The following is a 19,216-nucleotide window of genomic DNA, read 5'->3' as shown; positions in this document are numbered from 1 at the left end:
CTATACCTGTCGGCGTCCAGCACTGCACGACCACCCAGCACCTGCACGACCCAGCAAATGACCGCGGTGGCGGGGCCCTTTCGCCTCAGGCGAGCAGGACGGGCGACCGGTACACCGCCTGAGTCCTGGAGAAGGCGAGGACTTGAGCATGGGATCCACCTCCGCCCGCACCGACGGTGACGGCTTCGGCCGCCGCGACCTGATCAAGCGGTCCGCCGCGCTCGGCCTGATCACCGTACCGACCATGAGCTTGTTGTCCGCCTGTGCCAGTGGCGGCGGCGGCAGCACCGACAAGGTGGAGAAGGGCAAGATCACCAAGGACAACCCGCTCGGCGTCAACGAGACCGCCCCGCTGGATGTCGTCATCTTCGACGGGGGCTTCGGCCAGCAGTACGCCATCGACGCGGAGAAGAAGTACAACGCGGCCTTCCCCAAGGCGCCCAAGGTGAAGCACTCCGCCACCCAGAAGATCCAGTCCACGCTGCAGCCGCGCTTCAACGGCGGCACCCCGCCGGACCTCATCGACAACTCCGGCGCCGAGCAGATGGACATGGGCGTCCTCGTCGGCAAGAAGCAGCTCCTCGACCTCACCCCGCTGATGGACGCGCCCGCCGTCGACGACCCGGACAAGAAGGTGCGCGACACGCTGCGCCCCGGCGTGCTGGAGATGGGCCAGTTCGACGGCGACCCCGTCTGGGTCATGTACTACGCCTACACCGTGTACGGCGTCTGGTACTCGCAGACGGCGCTGGACAAGCTCGACGCGGAGTACCCGCAGACCTGGGACGCGATGCTCGCCCTGTGCGAGAAGGCCAAGAAGCGGGGCATCGCGGGCTGGACGTACCCGGGGAAGTTCCCGTACTACCTGCCGTTCTCGCTCTACCCGTTCATCGCCAAGATCGGCGGCCGGGAGGTCCTCGACAGGATCGACAACCTGGAGCCGAACGCCTGGAAGGACCCGGCGGTCAAGGCGGCCTTCGAGGCGTACTACGAGCTCTACAAGAAGGGCTACATCCTCCAGGGCACCCCGGGCATGACGCACATCCAGTCGCAGACCGCCTGGACCAAGGGCAAGGCGCTGTTCATCCCGAACGGCTCCTGGGTCGAGAACGAGGCGGCGCCCACCACGCCCGAGGACTTCCGGATGAAGGTGGCGGCACCCTCCGGGCTCGACGCCTCCGACAAGATGCCGTTCGGCACCATCTGGGCGTCCGGCGGCGAGCCCTTCATCGTGCCGGCCAAGGCCAAGAACCCCGAGGGCGGTATGGAGCTGCTGCGCATCATGCTCAGCGAGGACTCCTCCAGGAACTTCACCAAGCAGGTGAAGTCGCTCACCGCGTTCAACGGCGGCACCGACGGGCTTCAGCTGTCCACGGCCCTCCAGTCGGCCGTCGACGCGCTCGCCAAGGCCGGGCAGAACGTGGTGAACCCGCGGCTCCAGGACTGGTACGTCAAGCTGCAGAAGGAGCAGATCGGCGTCGCCGGCCTGGGGGAGATGATGGCCGGCCGCGCCACCCCGGCGGAGACGATCAAGAAGATCCAGGCCTTCGCCGACGCGGCGGCCAAGGACCCGTCCATCAAGCACTACAAGCACCAGTGACCAACCGTCACCAGCGGCGGCACCCGCGCACAGATCGGGGTCGGTAGACCATGCAGCATGGCAAGTACCGGTTCATCGTGGGGTTCCTGGCACTTCCCCTGGCGATGTACGCCCTCTTCGTCGTCTGGCCGTTCATCCAGTCGATCTACTACTCCTTCACGGACTGGACCGGACTGAGTCCGGAGTTCCAGGCGGTCGGCTTCGGCAATTACCGCCGGATGCTGGAGGACGCCATCTTCTGGAAGTCCTTGCAGCACAGTCTGTGGCTCGTGCTGTTGCTGCCGCTGGTGACGCTGGGCCTCGCCCTCTTCTTCGCCTTCATGATCAACGTCGGCGGCCGGCGGCGGAAGAACGCCGTCGTCGCCGGTGTGCGGGGCTCGTCCTTCTACAAGATCGCCTACTTCTTCCCGCAGGTGCTGTCGATCGCGATCGTGGCCCTGCTCTTCCAGTTCGCGTTCAATCCGAACGACGGCATGATCAACTCCGCGCTGGCCGCGGTCGGCCTCGACCACGTCCAGCCCAACTGGCTGGGCGACCCGGACCTCGCGCTGTACTGCGTCATGGCGGTGCTCGTCTGGTCGACGGTCGGCTTCTTCGTCGTCCTGTTCTCCGCGGGCATGGCGTCCATCCCGCGGGACTTCTACGAGGCGGCGCTGCTGGACGGTGCCGGCCGGTTCACCACGTTCTTCCGGATCACCCTGCCGCTGCTGTGGGACACCGTGCAGTCCGGCTGGGTCTACATGGGCATCCTGGCGCTCGGCGCGGAGGCCTTCGCCACCGTACAGATCATGACCGTGGGCCCGGGCGGCCCCGACTACTCGACGACGGTGCTGCCGCTGTACGTGTACCAGACGGCGTTCCGTGACGGTCAGGCGGCGTACGCGACAACGATCGGCGTGGCCCTGCTCATCGTCACGCTGGCGTTCGCGGCCATCGTGATGCGCCTGGGCAGGCGAGAGCGGCTGGAGTTCTGATGAAGACCACTGACACCCCACCTCCCGCCGCCCCGGTGGAGAACACCGTGCCCCCGGCGAAGACGGACGCCCGCCGCCCGGCCGCCGGGAGCGGCGAGGGCGGCGTGCTCAACGTCTTCTCGCACGGCGTCCTCATCCTGTGGGCCTTCATGGTCGTCCTGCCGCTGCTGTGGGCGGTGATGGCCTCCTTCAAGACGGACGACGCCATCCTCTCCACCCCCTGGTCCCTGCCCGACAGGCTGCACGTCGAGAACTGGTCGCGGGCCTGGACCCAGGCGCACATGAGCGACTACTTCCTCAACACCGTCCTGGTGGTGGGCGGCTCGCTCTTCGGCACCCTGCTGCTGGGCTCGATGGCCGCGTACGTCCTGGCGCGGTTCGACTTCCCCGGCAACCGGTTCCTCTACTACCTGTTCGTCGGCGGCATGAGCTTCCCGATCATGCTGGCCCTGGTCCCGCTGTTCTACGTCATGAACAACATGGGGCTGCTCAACACCATCCACGGCCTGATCCTGGTCTACATCGCGTACTCACTGCCGTTCACCGTCTTCTTCCTCACCGCGTTCTTCCGCACCCTGCCCACCTCGGTGGCGGAGGCGGCCATGATCGACGGCGCCTCGCACACCCGCACGTTCTTCCAGGTGATGCTGCCGATGGCCAAGCCGGGCCTGATCAGTGTCGGGATCTTCAACTTCCTGGGGCAGTGGAACCAGTACATGCTGCCGACCGTGCTCAACACCGAGCCCGAGACGAAGGTCCTGTCCCAGGGGTTGGTGGAGCTGGCGACCAGCCAGGGGTACAAGGGGGACTGGTCGGGGCTGTTCGCCGGTCTGGTGATGGCGATGCTGCCGGTGCTGGGGGCGTACATCGTCTTCCAGCGGCAGGTGGTGGCGGGCCTCACCGCAGGTGCCCTCAAGTAACGAACCCGCGCTCGACGCCCCGGCGGAAAATCGCCGGGGCTTTCGCCGTGCGGCGAGAGATTCGGCCGGACATTCCGCTGAATCCGGATATTTCCGTACCTTGCGTGCTCATGAGAGCTTCGTGATGCTCAAGGTCTTGACGGAGGCCAACCCGAAAGGCTCAGCTTAGAGTTCACATGTTGGAGAAAACGGCAGGAGTGAGTGAGTCGATGGAGACTCCGGGGTCGCAGACATCTCTGCATCGGGCCAACCTCGAACGGGTGGTACGCGCCGTGCGCATGGCCGGGTCGCTGACCCAGGCGGAGATCGCCAGGGCCACCGGCCTCTCCGCCGCCACGGTCTCCAACATCGTCCGGGAGCTCAAGGACGGCGGCACCGTCGAGGTCACCCCGACCTCCGCGGGCGGGCGCCGGGCCCGCAGCGTCTCGCTCAGCGGGGACGCCGGCATCGTCATCGGCGTCGACTTCGGCCACACCCACCTGCGCGTCGCCGTCGGCAACCTGGCCCACCAGGTGCTCGCCGAGGAAGCCGAGCCGCTCGACGTCGACGCCTCCTCCGCCGAGGGCTTCGACCGGGCGGAACACCTGGTCAAGCGGCTGATCGAGACCACCGGGATCGGCCAGGACAAGGTGATCGGGGTCGGGCTCGGCGTCCCCGGCCCCATCGACGTCTCCTCCGGCACCCTCGGCTCGACCTCGATCCTGCCGGGCTGGAGCGGGATCAACCCCAGCGAGGAGCTCTCCGGGCGCCTCGGCGTCCCGGTGTACGTCGACAACGACGCCAACCTCGGCGCGCTCGGCGAGCTGGTCTGGGGCGGCGGACGCGGCGTGAAGGACCTCGCGTACATCAAGGTCGCCAGCGGCGTCGGCGCCGGGCTGGTGATCAACGGGCAGATCTACCGGGGCCCCGGCGGTACGGCCGGCGAGATCGGCCACATCACCCTCGACGAGGCGGGTCCCGTCTGCCGCTGCGGCAACCGCGGCTGCCTGGAGACCTTCACCGCCGCGCGGTACGTCCTGCCGCTGCTCCAGCCCGGCCACGGCGCCGACCTCACCATGGAGCGGGTCGTGCAGCTGGCCCGGGAGGGTGACCCGGGCTGCCGCCGGGTGATCGCGGACGTCGGGCGCCACATCGGCAGCGGCGTGGCCAACCTGTGCAACCTGCTCAACCCCAGCCGGGTGGTGCTGGGCGGCGACCTCGCCGAGGCGGGCGAGCTGGTGCTCACGCCCATCCGCGAGTCGGTCTCCCGGTACGCCATCCCCAGCGCCGCCCGGCAGCTGTCCGTGGCCCCCGGCGCCCTCGGTGGCCGGGCTGAGGTGCTGGGTGCCATCGCCCTCGTACTGAGCGAAATGGGTGATTCGACCCTTCTGGAGAGCGCCCTGCCCGCAGCCAGTCCTGCGTTCACTTAGATAACGGATGGCACCGTTGTCATCTCGTTAAGAATTTACTCCTTGACGATGGTGTGACGGCCGAGTTGACTTCGAGCCACCTCGGCCGCAACGTCGCGGCCTCGTCAGGGAGGCAACCCCACATGAACGCAATGACGCGACGCATCGTCATAGGCACGGCAGCGGTATCCATGGCCGCTTCCCTCGCCGCTTGTGGCAAGGCGGGCGACGGTGACACCGCGGGCGGCGGCGGAGGCGACAGCAAGACCATCGGTCTGCTGCTGCCGGAGAACAAGACGACCCGCTACGAGACGTTCGACCGCCCGATCATCGAGGCGAAGATCACGGAACTGTGCGGCGACTGCAAGGTCCAGTACAACAACGCCGCCCAGGACACCGAGACCCAGAAGAAGCAGTTCGACGCGCTGGTCACGCAGGGCGTCAAGGTGATCATCCTGGACGCGGTCGACTACAAGGCCACCAAGTCCTGGGTGCAGCAGGCCGAGAAGCAGGGCGTCAAGGTCGTGGCGTACGACCGGCTGGCCGAGGGCCCGATCTCCGCCTACGTCTCCTACGACAACGAGAAGATCGGCCGCCTCCAGGGCGAGGCCCTGGTCAAGGCGCTCGGCGCCAAGGCCGCCGAGAGCAACGTCGTTATGATCAACGGCTCGCCGACCGACCCCAACGCCCCGCTGTTCAAGAGGGGCGCCCACAGCGTCCTCGACAAGCAGGTCAAGAAGGTCGTCTACGAGCAGGACATCCCGGACTGGTCCCCGGACGAGGCCAACAAGAAGATGGGCGCCGCCATCGACTCCCTGGGCAAGGACGGCTTCCAGGGCGTCTACTCCGCCAACGACGGCATGGCCGGCGGCATCATCACCGCCCTGAAGAAGCAGGGCATCAAGGTTCCGGTCGGCGGCCAGGACGCCGAGCTGGCCGGTCTCCAGCGCATCCTGACGGGTGACCAGGCCTTCACGATCTACAAGCAGATCAAGCCGGAGGCCGAGACCACCGCCGAGATCGCCGTCCGCCTGCTCAAGGGCGAGAAGATCGACGACCTCACCCCGGCCAAGGTCACCAGCCTCACCGGCGAGTTCACCAACATCCCGGCCAAGCTGTACGACGCGCAGATCGTGACCAAGGACAACATCGCCTCCACGATCATCGCCGACAAGGTCTACAAGGCCGCGGACATCTGCACCGCCGAGTACAAGGCCGCCTGCGCCGCCGCCGGCATCAAGTAACGCCACCCGCGGGTGAGGCCGTCCGGCGGCCCGCCCGTACCGGTCCGGCGACCCGCCCCGCCCACGCCCCGTCGGCGCGGGCGGGCGCCGGACTCCTTCCCCCAGGACCTGTTCCGCCCGTACCGGCGGGCCCGTGCGCGCCCGACACGCGGCGCCCGCGTCCCACCGTCGCGACAGGTCCCCCGCACCCTGTGCTCACGTACCACCATCCCCGCCGGACAGGCGGCGAAGGAGATGATTCACGTGTCCGCTACGCCCGTGCTGGCGTTGCGCGGAGTCTCCAAGCGGTTCGGCGCCGTCCAGGCGCTCACCGACGTAGACCTGGAGATCCACGCCGGTGAGGTCGTCGCCCTGGTCGGCGACAACGGCGCCGGCAAGTCGACGCTCGTCAAGACCATCTCAGGGGTCCACCCCATCGATGAAGGCGCCATCGAGTGGGAGGGCAACACGGTCAGGATCAACCGGCCGAACGACGCCCAGGACCTCGGAGTCGCCACCGTCTACCAGGACCTGGCCCTCTGCGACAACCTCGACGTCGTCGCCAACCTCTTCCTCGGCAACGAGCTGAAGAACCTCTCCGTCCTCGACGAGATCGCGATGGAGAAGCGCGCCAAGGAGCTGCTGGACACCCTGTCCATCCGCATCCCCAGCGTCCGCATCCCGGTCGCCTCCCTCTCCGGCGGTCAGCGCCAGGTCGTGGCCATCGCCCGCGCCCTGATCGGCGACCCCAAGATCGTCATCCTGGACGAGCCGACCGCCGCTCTCGGCGTCGAGCAGACCGCCCAGGTCCTCGACCTGGTCGAGCGGCTGCGCGAGCGCGGCCACGGCGTCATCCTCATCAGCCACAACATGGCCGATGTGCGCGCCGTCGCGGACAAGGTCGCGGTGCTGCGCCTCGGCCGCAACAACGGTGTCTTCGACGTCGAGGACACCACGCACGAAGAGATCATCGCCGCGATCACCGGCGCCACGGACAACGCCGTGACCCGCCGGCAGGCGCGTACGGCCACGAAGGAGGACGCGAAGTGAGCGACCTCACCAAGACCCCCGGCAAGACCCCCGCCGAGACCCCCGCCACGCCCGGTGCGGCGGAGCGGCCCGCGGCCCCCGAAGGCTCCGCCGCCCCCGTCCCGGCCGTCGACCCGCGTCTGCTCGTACGCGAAGAGGGCCTCAAGGGCTACTGGACCGAGTTCACCCGCAAGGTGCGCGGCGGTGAGCTGGGCTCCCTGCCGGTCTTCATCGGCCTGATCGTCATCGCGATCGTCTTCCAGTCGCAGAACAGCAACTTCCTGTCCGCGAGCTCCGTCGCCAACATCGCCGTCTACACCTCCGGCCTTGGCATCATGGCGGTCGGCATCGTCTTCGTCCTCATCCTCGGCGAGATCGACCTGTCGGTCGGCTCCGTCGCGGGCGTCGGCGCCGCCGTATGGGCCGTGCTCAATGTGAGCAACGGCATGAACGACTGGCTGGCCGTCGCGATCGCCGTCCTCTCCGGCCTCGCGCTCGGTCTGCTCCACGGCTTCTTCTTCGCCAAGATCGGCGTACCGGCGTTCGTCGTCACGCTGGCCGGCTTCCTCGGCTGGAGCGGTCTGCAGATCTGGATGATGGGCCAGGAAGGCTCCATCAACGCCCCGACCGGCTCCGTCGTCGAGCACCTGACCGGCTACTACTTCGAGGACAAGGCCGCCGCGTACGGCCTCGCCCTGGTCGCCGTCCTGGCCTACGCCGCCTCGCTCCTGCTGGACAGCAAGCGCCGCAAGGCCGCCGCCCTGCCGTCCCGCCCGACCAGCGAGATCGTGCTGCGCGCCGGTGTCGTCGCGGTGCTCTGCTCCGTCGTCGCCTACGTCCTGAACGAGCCCGCCGGCGCCCGCGGCCTGCCGCTCGCCCTGGTGCTCTTCCTGGCCGTCCTCGTCGTCGCCGACTTCGTCGCCCGCCGCACCACCTTCGGCCGCCAGGTCTTCGCGGTCGGCGGCAACGCCGAGGCCGCCCGCCGCGCCGGTATCAACGTCGACCGGGTGCGCATCCTGGTCTTCGGCCTCTCCGGCCTGCTGGCCGCCTTCGGCGGCCTGTTCGTGGCCAGCCTCTCCGGCGGCGCCACCAAGAGCCTCGGCGGCGGCAACACGCTGATGCTGGTCATCGCGGCGGCCGTCATCGGCGGCACCAGCCTCTTCGGCGGCCGCGGCAAGGTCTGGTCCGCGCTGCTCGGCATGATTGTGATCCAGTCGATCCAGCAGGGCCTGAACATGCTCGGCATGGCCAGCGAGATCCAGTACATGATCACCGGCGCGGTGCTCCTGGCCGCCGTCGTGATCGACTCGGTCTCCCGCCGTACGCAGAAAACCGCAGGTCGCGCATAAGTCACAGACACAGTGCCCGGCACCGGTGAACCGGCGCCGGGCGCTGCTGCGTCTGAGCCACTGGCGGGGCGCGCAACCCACCGCCCGATGACCACCGTCAGGAGCGGAACATTAGACTCGACCAAATCGGCAGCTCGACCAGCTCAATACGCAAGGAGGCACGGGTGGCTCTGCTGACCCGTATCACGGGCCCGCGCGATCTCGACCGGCTCTCCCCGGAGCAGCTGGGACAGCTGGCCGCGGAGATCCGGACCTTCCTCGTGGACGCCGTCTCCAAGACGGGCGGCCACCTCGGTCCGAACCTCGGTGTGGTCGAGCTGACCATCGCCCTGCACCGGGTCTTCGAATCCCCCAAGGACAAGATCCTCTGGGACACCGGGCACCAGTCCTACGTCCACAAGCTGCTCACCGGCCGCCAGGACTTCTCGAAGCTGAAGATGAAGGGCGGCCTGTCCGGCTACCCCGCCCGTGCCGAGTCCGAGCACGACATCATCGAGAACAGCCATGCCTCCACCGTCCTGGGCTGGGCCGACGGCCTCGCCAAGGCCAACGAGGTCCTGAACCGCGACGACCGCGTCGTCGCGGTCATCGGCGACGGCGCCCTGACCGGCGGCATGGCCTGGGAGGCGCTCAACAACATCGCCGAGGCCAAGGACCGCCCGCTCGTCATCGTCGTCAACGACAACGAGCGCTCCTACGCCCCCACCATCGGCGGCCTCGCCAACCACCTCGCCACGCTGCGCACCACGGACGGCTACGAGCGCTTCCTCGCCCGTACCAAGGAGATCCTCGACCGCACGCCGGTCGTCGGAAAGCCGCTGTACGAGACGCTGCACGGGGCCAAGAAGGGCCTGAAGGACTTCATCGCCCCGCAGGGCATGTTCGAGGACCTCGGCCTGAAGTACGTCGGGCCGATCGACGGCCACGACATCGAGGCGCTGGAGTCCGCGCTGACCCGCGCCAAACGGTTCGGCGGCCCGGTCATCGTGCACTGCCTCACCGAGAAGGGCCGCGGCTACCAGCCCGCCCTGGCGGACGAGGCCGACCGCTTCCACGCCGTTGGCAAGATCCATCCGGACACCGGCCTGCCGATCTCCACCTCCGGCGCCGACTGGACCGGCGTCTTCGCCGACGAGATGGTCGAGCTCGGCAAGGAGCGCGCGGACATCGTCGCGATCACCGCCGCCATGCTCCAGCCCGTGGGCCTCGACAAGTTCGCCAAGGCCTTCCCCGACCGGGTGTACGACGTCGGCATCGCCGAGCAGCACGGCGCCGTCTCCGCGGCCGGCCTCGCCACCGGCGGCCTCCACCCGGTGTTCGCGGTGTACGCCACCTTCCTCAACCGCGCCTTCGACCAGGTCCTGATGGACGTCGCCCTGCACAAGTGCGGTGTGACCTTCGTCCTCGACCGGGCCGGCATCACCGGCACCGACGGCGCCTCGCACAACGGCATGTGGGACATGTCGATCCTCCAGGTCGTCCCCGGCCTGCGGATCGCCGCCCCGCGCGACGCCGACCAGGTCCGCGCCCAGCTGCGCGAGGCCGTCGAGGTCAAGGACGCCCCGACCGTCGTGCGCTACTCCAAGGGCGCGGTCGGCCCGGCCGTCCAGGCCGTGGGCCGCGTCGGCGGCATGGACGTGCTGCGCGAGGCCGGCGCGGAGCGGCCGGACGTGCTGCTGGTCTCCGTGGGTGCGCTGGCGCCCATGTGCCTGGAGATCGCCGACCTGCTCGACAAGCAGGGCATCTCCACCACCGTCGTCGACCCCCGCTGGGTCAAGCCGGTGGACGAGGCCATGGCGCCGCTCGCCGAGCGCCACCGCGTCGTGGTCACCGTCGAGGACAACGGCCGCGTCGGCGGCGTCGGCTGCGCCATCTCCCAGGCGCTGCGCGACGCCGGTGTCGACGTACCGCTGCGCGACTTCGGCATCCCGCCGCGCTTCCTCGACCACGCCTCCCGCAAGGAGGTCATGGCCGAAATCGGACTCACGGCGCCCGACATCGCCCGCCAGGTCACCGGCCTGGTCTCCAAGCTGGACGGCCGGTACGACAACGCGGAGATCGAACCCGCCCGCGACTGACGCACAAGGGGCGCGGAAAACCGGCGCCCGGACAGTTCACGCCACGTGTATGACATGGGCCGGAGGGTCACCCTGTAAGGGTGGTCCCTCCGGCCCATTCGCGTGAAAACCACCCGTAAGAGGACCGGTGGACCGCCCTGCGTCCCGATCATGGCCCGGACGACAAGCGCGGAGGTGCATGCGGTGAGTACAGAGACAGACCCGGCAGGCGGCCGGAACAAGATGTTCCGCACCAAGACGGTCGAGGAGTCGATCCGGGACACCGAAGAGCCGGAACACGCGCTCAAGAAGTCCCTCTCCGCCCTCGACCTCACCGTCTTCGGTGTCGGTGTCATCATCGGCACCGGCATCTTCGTCCTCACCGGCAAGGTGGCCAGGGAGACCGCCGGCCCCGCGACCGCGCTCGCCTTCGTCGCCGCGGGCGTCGTCTGCGCGCTGGCCGCCCTGTGCTACGCCGAATTCGCCTCGACCGTGCCGGTGGCCGGGTCGGCGTACACCTTCTCGTACGCCTCCCTCGGCGAACTGCCCGCCTGGATCATCGGCTGGGACCTCGTCCTGGAGTTCGCGCTCGGTACGGCGGTGGTCGCCGTCGGCTGGTCCGGCTACGTCCGGTCCCTGATGGACAACGTCGGCTGGCACCTGCCGCAATCCCTCGCCGGCACCACCGAGACCGGGGGCTTCGGGTTCGACCTGCTGGCGTTCCTGCTGGTCCTCGCACTGACCGCCATCCTCGTCCTCGGCATGAAGCTCTCCGCCCGCGTGACCGCCGTGGTCGTCATCATCAAGGTGACCGTCGTCCTCGTCGTCATCATCGCCGGCGCCTTCTTCATCAACGCCGACAACTACCAGCCCTTCATCCCCGAACCCGTCGCCGTGCCCCCCGGCTCCGGCCTGGACTCACCGCTGGTCCAGGTGCTCTTCGGGTACGCGCCGACCAACTTCGGCGTCATGGGCATCTTCACGGCCGCCTCCGTCGTCTTCTTCGCCTTCATCGGCTTCGACATCGTGGCCACGGCCGCCGAGGAGACCCGCGTCCCGCAGCGCGACATGCCGCGCGGCATCCTCGGCTCCCTCTTCATCTGCACGCTGCTGTACGTGGCGGTGTCCATCGTCGTCACCGGTATGCAGCACTACAGCCGGCTGTCCGTGGACGCCCCGCTCGCCGACGCCTTCAAGGCCACCGGGCACCCCTGGTACGCGGGCTTCATCAGCTTCGGCGCCGCCGTCGGCCTCACCACGGTCTGCATGATCCTGCTGCTCGGCCAGACCCGGGTGTTCTTCGCGATGAGCCGCGACGGGCTGCTGCCCCGCTTCTTCTCCCGGGTCCACCCGCACTTCAAGACCCCGTACCGCGCCACCGTCCTGCTCGGCGTGCTGATCGCCGTCATCGCGGGCTTCACCAGCATCAGCGAGCTGGCGACGCTGGTGAACATCGGCACCCTGTTCGCCTTCGTCGTGGTCGCCCTCGGCGTGATCATCCTGCGCCGCACCCGCCCCGACCTGCCGCGCTCCTTCCGCACACCGCTCGTGCCGTGGCTGCCCATCCTCTCCGTCGCCGCCTCCCTGTGGCTGATGCTCAACCTGCCCGCCGAGACCTGGCTGCGGTTCGCCATCTGGATGGCCGCCGGCATCGTCCTGTACTTCGCGTACGGCCGCTCCCACAGCCGCCTCGGCGGCCGCACCGAGCCGATGGGCACGAAGGCGCCATAACGCGCCGCCCCGTCCCCGTACGAGTGCCGCCCCGACCGGTTTTGCGCCGTTCGGGGCGGCCCCTCGTAGAATCGCCGGATGACTTCCCCCGGAGATGACCACCAGACGGCCGACGAGGCACTACGGGTGCTGGGCCGGGTCTTCGGCTACGACTCGTTCCGTGGACCCCAGCGGGAGATCATCGAGCACGTGGTGGGCGGCGGTGACGCCCTGGTCCTCATGCCCACCGGTGGCGGCAAGTCGCTGTGCTACCAGATCCCCGCGCTGGTGCGCCAGGGCGTCGGGGTCGTCATCTCGCCGCTGATCGCGCTGATGCAGGACCAGGTCGACGCGCTGCGCGCGCTCGGCGTGCGGGCCGGGTTCCTCAACTCCACCCAGGACCTCGACGAGCGGCGGCTGGTGGAGGCGGAGTTCGCCGCCGGTGAGCTGGACCTGCTGTACCTGGCGCCCGAGCGGTTGCGCGTGGAGTCCACGCTCCAACTGCTCCAGCGCGGCTCCATCTCGCTGTTCGCCATCGACGAGGCGCACTGTGTGGCCCAGTGGGGCCACGACTTCCGCCCCGACTACCTCCAGCTCTCCACGCTCCACGAGCGGTGGCCCGACGTGCCCCGGATCGCCCTGACGGCGACCGCCACCCCGACCACCCACGCGGAGATCGCCGCCCGGCTGAACCTGAACGACGCCCGGCACTTCGTGGCGAGCTTCGACCGCCCCAACATCCAGTACCGCATCGTCCCCAAGAGCGAGCCCAAGCGTCAGCTGCTGGAGCTGCTGCGCGGCGAACACCCCGGCGACGCGGGCATCGTCTACTGCCTGTCTCGGGCGTCCGTCGAGAAGACCGCCGCCTTCCTGGTGGAGAACGGCATCGACGCAGTCCCGTACCACGCGGGTCTGGACGCACGCACCCGCGCCGAGAACCAGTCCCGGTTCCTGCGCGAGGACGGGCTCGTGGTCGTCGCGACGATCGCGTTCGGCATGGGCATCGACAAGCCCGACGTACGGTTCGTCGCCCATCTCGACCTGCCGAAGTCCGTCGAGGGCTACTACCAGGAGACCGGCCGCGCCGGGCGCGACGGCCTGCCGTCCACGGCCTGGCTGGCGTACGGCCTTCAGGACGTCGTCCAGCAGCGCAAGATGATCGACGGCAGCGAGGGCGACGCCGAGCACCGCCGCAGGCTCGCCGCCCACCTCGACGCCATGCTGGCCCTCTGCGAGACGGTCGAGTGCCGCCGGGTCGGTCTGCTGGCGTACTTCGGCCAGGAGTCCGCCCCCTGCGGCAACTGCGACACCTGCCTCACGCCGCCGAAGTCGTGGGACGGCACGATCGCCGCCCAGAAGCTGCTCTCCACCGTCGTACGGCTCAAGCGGGAGCGGAACCAGAAGTTCGGCGCCGGGCAGATCATCGACATCCTGCTCGGCCGGAAGACGGCCAAGGTCATCCAGTTCGACCACGACGCGCTCAGCGTCTTCGGCATCGGTGCCGAGCTGAACGAGTCCCAGTGGCGCGGCGTCGTGCGCCAGCTCCTCGCCCAGGGCCTCCTCGCCGTCGAGGGCGACTACGGCACCCTCGTCCTGACCGACGCCTCCGCCGACGTACTGGGCGGGCGCCGCGAGGTGCCGCTGCGCAGTGAGCCGGAGCGCCCGGTCAGGGCCGCCCGGGCGGGCACGTCCAAGCGCGCGGCGCCCGCCGATCTGCCCGAGCAGGCGGTGCCGGTGTTCGAACGGCTGCGGGCCTGGCGGGCGGCGGCCGCGAAGGAGCAGCAAGTCCCCGCGTACGTGATCTTCCACGACGCCACGCTCCGCGAGATCGCCGCCGCCCCGCCCTCGTCCCTCACCGAACTCGGCGGTGTCAGCGGCGTGGGCGAGAACAAGCTGGCCAAGTACGGGCAGCAGATCCTCGACGCGCTCGCCGACTCGGAGGCCTGACCCCGCGGCCGGCCCCGCGCGCGGAGGCTCGGGATGTCCGTGCTGTCCGTGGCCGGCCGACCGCCCGCGGGGGCCGTCGGGCGGCGCGGGGCCCGTCGCGCGCGTAAACGCGGGACGGGCCGCAGGGGGGAGTACCCCCTGCGGCCCGTACGGTCGACTCGGCGTGCTACGCCGGGACGCTCGCCACGCCCTGCGGCAGAAACCGCTTGCCGTTGACGCGCTCCGAGACGCCCTCGCGGTCCAGGTACGGCGTGATGCCGCCCAGGTGGAAGGGCCAGCCGGCGCCCGTGATCAGGCACAGGTCGATGTCCTGCGCCTCGGCGACGACACCCTCCTCCAGCATCAGGCCGATCTCCTGCGCCACCGCGTCCAGGACGCGCCCGCGGACCTGCTCCTCCGTCAGGACGACATCGCCCTGCTTCAGCAGCGCGGCGACCTCCGGGTCCAGCTCGGGCTTGCCCGAGTCGTAGACGTAGAAGCCGCGCTTGCCGGCCTCGACGACCGCCTTGAGGTTCGGGGAGACCTTGAAGCGGTCCGGGAACGCCTTGTTGAGCGTCTCCGAGACGTGCAGACCGATCGCGGGGCCGACCAGCTCCAGCAGCACCAGCGGGGACATCGGCAGACCGAGCGGCTCGATGGCCTTCTCGGCGGTCTCGACCGGCGTGCCCTCGTCGATGACGTTCTGGATCTCGCCCATGAAGCGGGTCAGGATGCGGTTGACGACGAACGCCGGGGCGTCCTTCGTCAGAACGGCCGTCTTCTTGAGCTTCTTCGCGACACCGAACGCGGTCGCCAGGGACGCGTCGTCCGTCTTCTCACCGCGCACGATCTCCAGCAGCGGGAGGATCGCGACCGGGTTGAAGAAGTGGAAGCCGACGACCCGCTCCGGGTGCTGGAGCTTGGAGGCCATCTCCGACACGGACAGCGACGAGGTGTTGGTGGCGAGGATCGCGTGCGCCGGGGCCACGGCCTCGACCTCCGCGAACACCTTCTGCTTGACGCTCATCTCCTCGAACACGGCCTCGATGATGAAGTCCGCGTCCGCGAAGCCCTCGGCCTTGTCCAGCACGCCGGACACCAGGGCCTTGAGACGGTTGGCCTTGTCCTGGTTGATCCGCCCCTTGCCGAGCAGCTTGTCGATCTCGGCGTGGACGTAGCCCACACCCTTGTCGACGCGCTCCTGGTCGATGTCGGTGAGGACGACCGGCACCTCCAGACGGCGCAGGAACAGCAGCGCGAGCTGAGAGGCCATCAGACCGGCGCCGACGACGCCGACCTTGGTGACCGGGCGGGCCAGGCTCTTGTCCGGCGCGCCCGCCGGGCGCTTGGCGCGCTTCTGCACCAGGTTGAAGGCGTAGATGCCGGCCCGCAGTTCGCCGCCCATGATCAGGTCGGCGAGCGCGGTGTCCTCGGCGTCGAAGCCCTTCTGGAGGTCGCCGTCCTTGGCCGCCTCGATGATGTCGAGCGCGCGGTACGCGGCCGGGGCCGCGCCGTGCACCTTGGAGTCCGCGATGAACCGGCCGCGGGCCACAGCGGCGTCCCAGCCCTCGCCACGGTCCACGTCGGGACGCTCGACGGCGAGCTCACCCTTGAGGACGGACGCCGTCCAGATCAGCGACTGCTCCAGGAAGTCGGCGCCCTCGAAGATCGCGTCGGCGATCCCGAGCTCGTAGACCTGCGCGCCCTTGAGCTGCTTGTTCTGGTTGAGCGAGTTCTCGATGATGACCGAGACCGCGCGGTCGGCGCCGATCAGGTTGGGCAGGATCGTGCAGCCGCCCCAGCCCGGGACCAGACCGAGGAACACCTCGGGCAGCGAGAACGCCGGCACGGCGGCGGACACGGTGCGGTAGGTGCAGTGCAGACCGACCTCGACACCGCCGCCCATCGCCGCGCCGTTGTAGTACGCGAACGTCGGCACGGCCAGCGACGAGAGCCGCTTGAAGACGTCGTGGCCGCCCTTGCCGATGGCGAGCGCGTCCTCGTGGCGCTTCAGCAGCTCGACGCCCTTGAGGTCGGCGCCGACGGCGAAGATGAACGGCTTGCCCGTGATGCCGACACCGACGATCGTGCCCTCGGACGCCTCCTTCTCGACCTGGTCGATCGCCGTGTTGAGGTTGGCGAGCGACTGCGGGCCGAAGGTGGTCGGCTTGGTGTGGTCGAAACCGTTGTCGAGTGTGATCAGCGCGAACCGGCCCGCGCCGGCGGGCAGGTCGAAGTGGCGTACGTGGGCGCTGGTGACGACCTCGTCCGGGAACAGCTCGGCCGCACCCTTCAACAGCTCAGCGGTGGTGCTCACTTGTCGCCTCCGGCGTCCTTGTGGTGCGGGTTCTCCCAGATGACCGTGGCGCCCATGCCGAAGCCGACGCACATGGTGGTGAGGCCGTAGCGGACCTCCGGCTGCTCCTCGAACTGCCGCGCCAGCTGCGTCATCAGACGGACGCCGGACGAGGCCAGCGGGTGGCCGAAGGCGATGGCGCCGCCGTACTGGTTGACGCGCGCGTCGTCGTCGGCGATGCCGTAGTGGTCGAGGAAGGCCAGGACCTGGACGGCGAAGGCCTCGTTGATCTCGAAGAGGTTGATGTCCCCGATCGACAGCCCGGCCTTGGCCAGCGCCTTCTCGGTGGCGGGGATCGGGCCGTAGCCCATGACCTCCGGCTCGACACCGGCGAAGGCGTACGAGACCAGGCGCATCTTGACCGGCAGGCCGTTCTCGCGGGCGAAGTCCTCGGACGCGATGATCGAGGCGGTGGCACCGTCATTGAGGCCCGCGGCGTTGCCGGCGGTGACGCGACCGTGCGTACGGAACGGCGTCTTCAGCCCGGCCAGGCTCTCCAGGGTCGTGCCCGGGCGCATCGGCTCGTCGGCGGTGACCAGGCCCCAGCCGGTCTCGCCCGCCTCCGGGTTGGTCCGGCGGACGGAGATCGGCACCAGGTCCTGCTGGATCTTGCCGTTGGCGTACGCCTTGGCGGCCTTCTCCTGCGAGCGCACGGCGTACTCGTCGGCGCGCTGCTTGGTGATGTGCGGGTAGCGGTCGTGCAGGTTCTCCGCGGTCATGCCCATGAACAGGGCCGACTCGTCGACCAGCTTCTCGCTGACGAACCGCGGGTTCGGGTCCACGCCCTCGCCCATCGGGTGGCGGCCCATGTGCTCGACGCCACCGGCGATGACGGCGTCGTACGCGCCGAAGGCGATCGAGCCGGCGACCGACGTCACGGCGGTCAGCGCGCCGGCGCACATGCGGTCGATGGAGTAACCGGGCACGGACTGCGGGAGGCCCGCGAGGATGCCGGCCGTACGGCCCAGGGTCAGGCCCTGGTCGCCGATCTGCGTGGTGGCGGCGATCGCGACCTCGTCGATCTTCGCGGGGTCCAGGGCCGGGTTGCGGCGCAGCAGCTCCCGGATGGCCTTCACGACGAGATCGTCGGCGCGGGTCTCGTGGTAGATGCCCTTCGGGCCCGCCTTGCCGAACGGGGTGCGGACGCCGTCGACGAAGACGACGTCCCTGATGGTACGAGGCACGATGGCTCTCCTCCAGGGTGCGGGATGGCACTGCTGCGGGCACACGGCTAAGCGTGCGCTTGCAAGGCCCATGCTACTTACGAGTAACCAGACTGCACAGTCCCCCCACCGGGAGCGGTGAAGGTCACATCCGGTGACCGCATGACAAAGGGTGCCCCCTCCGGAGAGGAGGCACCCATCCGTGCCGTTTTCTACGCCTGGGTGGCGGCCCTGAGCGCCGCCACCAGTACCGGCGTGACCTGTTCGATCTGCCAGGGCCGCGCCCCGTACGCGGCGAGGGCCTCGGCGATCGCCTCCGGCGTCGGCTCCTTGGGCGGCTCCCAGCACACCCGGCGCACCGTGTCGGGGGTGATCAGGTTCTCCGGCGGCAGGTTCAGCGTCTCGGCGAGCGCCGAGATGGCCGTACGAGCGGCCGACAGCCGCGCCGCGGCCGCCGGGTCCTTCTCCGCCCAGGCGCGCGGCGGCGGCGGGCCCGCCACCTGCTGGCCCGGCTGCGGCAGCTCGCCGTCGGGCAGCGCCTTGGCCCGGTCGACCGCCGCCTGCCACTGCTCCAGCTGGCGGCGCCCCATGCGGTGCCCGAAGCCGGGCAGGGCGGTCAGCGCCTGCACATGGGGGGGCAGGGCGAGGGCGGCCTCGATGATCGCGGCGTCGCTGAGCACCTTGCCGGGCGACACGTCACGGCGCTGGGCGATCCGGTCGCGGGCCGTCCACAGCTCGCGTACGACGGCCATCTGGCGGCGCCGGCGGACCTTGTGCATCCCGGACGTACGGCGCCAGGGGTCCTTGCGGGGCGGGGGCGGCGGGGCCGCGGCGATCGCGTCGAACTCCTGGTACGCCCACTCCAGCTTGCCCTGCCGGTCGAGCTCCTTCTCCAGTGCGTCACGCAGGTCGACGAGCAGCTCGACATCCAGCGCGGCGTACCGGAGCCAGGGCTCGGGCAGCGGGCGGGTGGACCAGTCCACCGCGGAGTGCCCCTTCTCCAGGGCGTACCCGAGCACCGACTCCACCATCGCGCCCAGCCCCACGCGCGGGAAGCCCGCGAGCCGCCCGGCCAGCTCGGTGTCGAACAGCTGGGTGGGGACCATGCCTATCTCGCGCAGGCACGGCAGGTCCTGGGTAGCGGCGTGCAGGATCCACTCCGCGCCGGAAAGGGCCTCCCCGAGGCCGGAGAGGTCCGGGCAGCCCACCGGGTCGATGAGCGCGGAGCCCGCCCCTTCGCGGCGCAGCTGCACCAGGTAGGCCCGCTGGCCGTAGCGGTAGCCGGACGCGCGCTCGGCGTCGACGGCCACGGGGCCGCTGCCGGCCTCGAACGCGGCGATCACCTGGGCGAGGGCATGCTCGTCGGCCACCACGGGTGGGATGCCCTCACGGGGCTCCAGCAAGGGGATCGGCGTCCCGTCGACTGCGACGCCGTCGTCCGGGGGGCCGCCCCCGGTGGTTCGCAGTGCTGTCTCGGCTGCGGTCTCTTGGGCGTCGGTCACCTGTCAAGGGTATCTGTGA

The 19,216-nt window shown here is 69.6% G+C and carries 13 protein-coding genes; 10 read left to right on the top strand and 3 right to left on the bottom strand.

Annotated elements, in window-relative coordinates; all coding sequences use genetic code 11:
* The first annotated feature begins 148 nt into the window (after positions 1-148).
* From ngcE to recQ, 10 genes are all read left to right on the top strand, one after another.
* Positions 149-1,600, top strand: coding sequence for an N-acetylglucosamine/diacetylchitobiose ABC transporter substrate-binding protein (gene ngcE / locus QWM81_RS00400; protein ID WP_290109305.1), 1,452 nt, complete (start codon positions 149-151; stop codon positions 1,598-1,600).
* Positions 1,601-1,650: 50 nt separating this feature from the next.
* Complete coding sequence (locus tag QWM81_RS00395; RefSeq protein ID WP_290109304.1) at positions 1,651-2,574, top strand: carbohydrate ABC transporter permease; 924 nt, start codon at positions 1,651-1,653, stop codon at positions 2,572-2,574.
* Entirely contained in the window at positions 2,574-3,494 is a 921-nt protein-coding gene (locus QWM81_RS00390; protein ID WP_290109303.1) for a carbohydrate ABC transporter permease, read from the top strand. Before QWM81_RS00395 ends, QWM81_RS00390 begins: the two co-directional genes overlap by 1 nt.
* Positions 3,495-3,703: 209 nt before the next feature.
* Positions 3,704-4,903 carry an ROK family transcriptional regulator gene (locus QWM81_RS00385; RefSeq protein WP_290109302.1) on the top strand — a complete coding sequence of 400 codons (1,200 nt, stop codon included), beginning with the start codon at positions 3,704-3,706 and terminating at the stop codon, positions 4,901-4,903.
* A gap of 122 nt (positions 4,904-5,025) precedes the next feature.
* Entirely contained in the window at positions 5,026-6,126 is a 1,101-nt protein-coding gene (locus QWM81_RS00380) for a substrate-binding domain-containing protein (protein ID WP_435372295.1), read from the top strand.
* 234 nt (positions 6,127-6,360) lie between these two features.
* The gene (locus QWM81_RS00375) at positions 6,361-7,155 is read left to right on the top strand and encodes an ATP-binding cassette domain-containing protein (protein WP_290109301.1); all 795 of its coding nucleotides are present in this window, start codon (positions 6,361-6,363) and stop codon (positions 7,153-7,155) included.
* Entirely contained in the window at positions 7,152-8,483 is a 1,332-nt protein-coding gene (locus tag QWM81_RS00370; protein ID WP_290109300.1) for a sugar ABC transporter permease, read from the top strand. Before QWM81_RS00375 ends, QWM81_RS00370 begins: the two co-directional genes overlap by 4 nt.
* A 164-nt stretch (positions 8,484-8,647) precedes the next feature.
* Positions 8,648-10,561: a 1-deoxy-D-xylulose-5-phosphate synthase gene (gene dxs / locus QWM81_RS00365; protein WP_290109298.1), complete on the top strand. Its 1,914-nt coding sequence runs from the start codon at positions 8,648-8,650 to the stop codon at positions 10,559-10,561.
* Between the two features lie 183 nt (positions 10,562-10,744).
* On the top strand, positions 10,745-12,271 hold the full coding sequence (locus tag QWM81_RS00360; protein ID WP_290109297.1) for an amino acid permease: 1,527 nt from the start codon (positions 10,745-10,747) through the stop codon (positions 12,269-12,271).
* A gap of 78 nt (positions 12,272-12,349) precedes the next feature.
* Complete coding sequence (gene recQ, locus QWM81_RS00355) at positions 12,350-14,197, top strand: DNA helicase RecQ (RefSeq protein ID WP_290109296.1); 1,848 nt, start codon at positions 12,350-12,352, stop codon at positions 14,195-14,197.
* A 166-nt stretch (positions 14,198-14,363) separates the two neighbouring features.
* On the opposite strand, the gene QWM81_RS00350 is transcribed toward recQ, so the two are convergent.
* From QWM81_RS00350 to QWM81_RS00340, 3 genes are all read right to left on the bottom strand, one after another.
* On the bottom strand, positions 14,364-16,493 hold the full coding sequence (locus QWM81_RS00350) for a 3-hydroxyacyl-CoA dehydrogenase NAD-binding domain-containing protein (RefSeq protein ID WP_290109295.1): 2,130 nt from the start codon (positions 16,491-16,493) through the stop codon (positions 14,364-14,366).
* On the bottom strand, positions 16,490-17,716 hold the full coding sequence (locus tag QWM81_RS00345) for a thiolase family protein (protein ID WP_290109294.1): 1,227 nt from the start codon (positions 17,714-17,716) through the stop codon (positions 16,490-16,492). The genes QWM81_RS00350 and QWM81_RS00345 overlap by 4 nt, the downstream gene beginning before the upstream one ends.
* A gap of 191 nt (positions 17,717-17,907) precedes the next feature.
* Positions 17,908-19,197 carry an HRDC domain-containing protein gene (locus tag QWM81_RS00340; protein ID WP_290109293.1) on the bottom strand — a complete coding sequence of 430 codons (1,290 nt, stop codon included), beginning with the start codon at positions 19,195-19,197 and terminating at the stop codon, positions 17,908-17,910.
* Between the last annotated feature and the right edge of the window lie 19 nt (positions 19,198-19,216).

The organism is Streptomyces ficellus (assembly GCF_030406405.1).
GTDB classification, from domain to species: domain Bacteria; phylum Actinomycetota; class Actinomycetes; order Streptomycetales; family Streptomycetaceae; genus Streptomyces; species Streptomyces ficellus_B.
The sequence above is the reverse complement of the archived record's forward strand: the minus strand, read 5'-3'. Positions and strand labels throughout refer to the sequence as shown.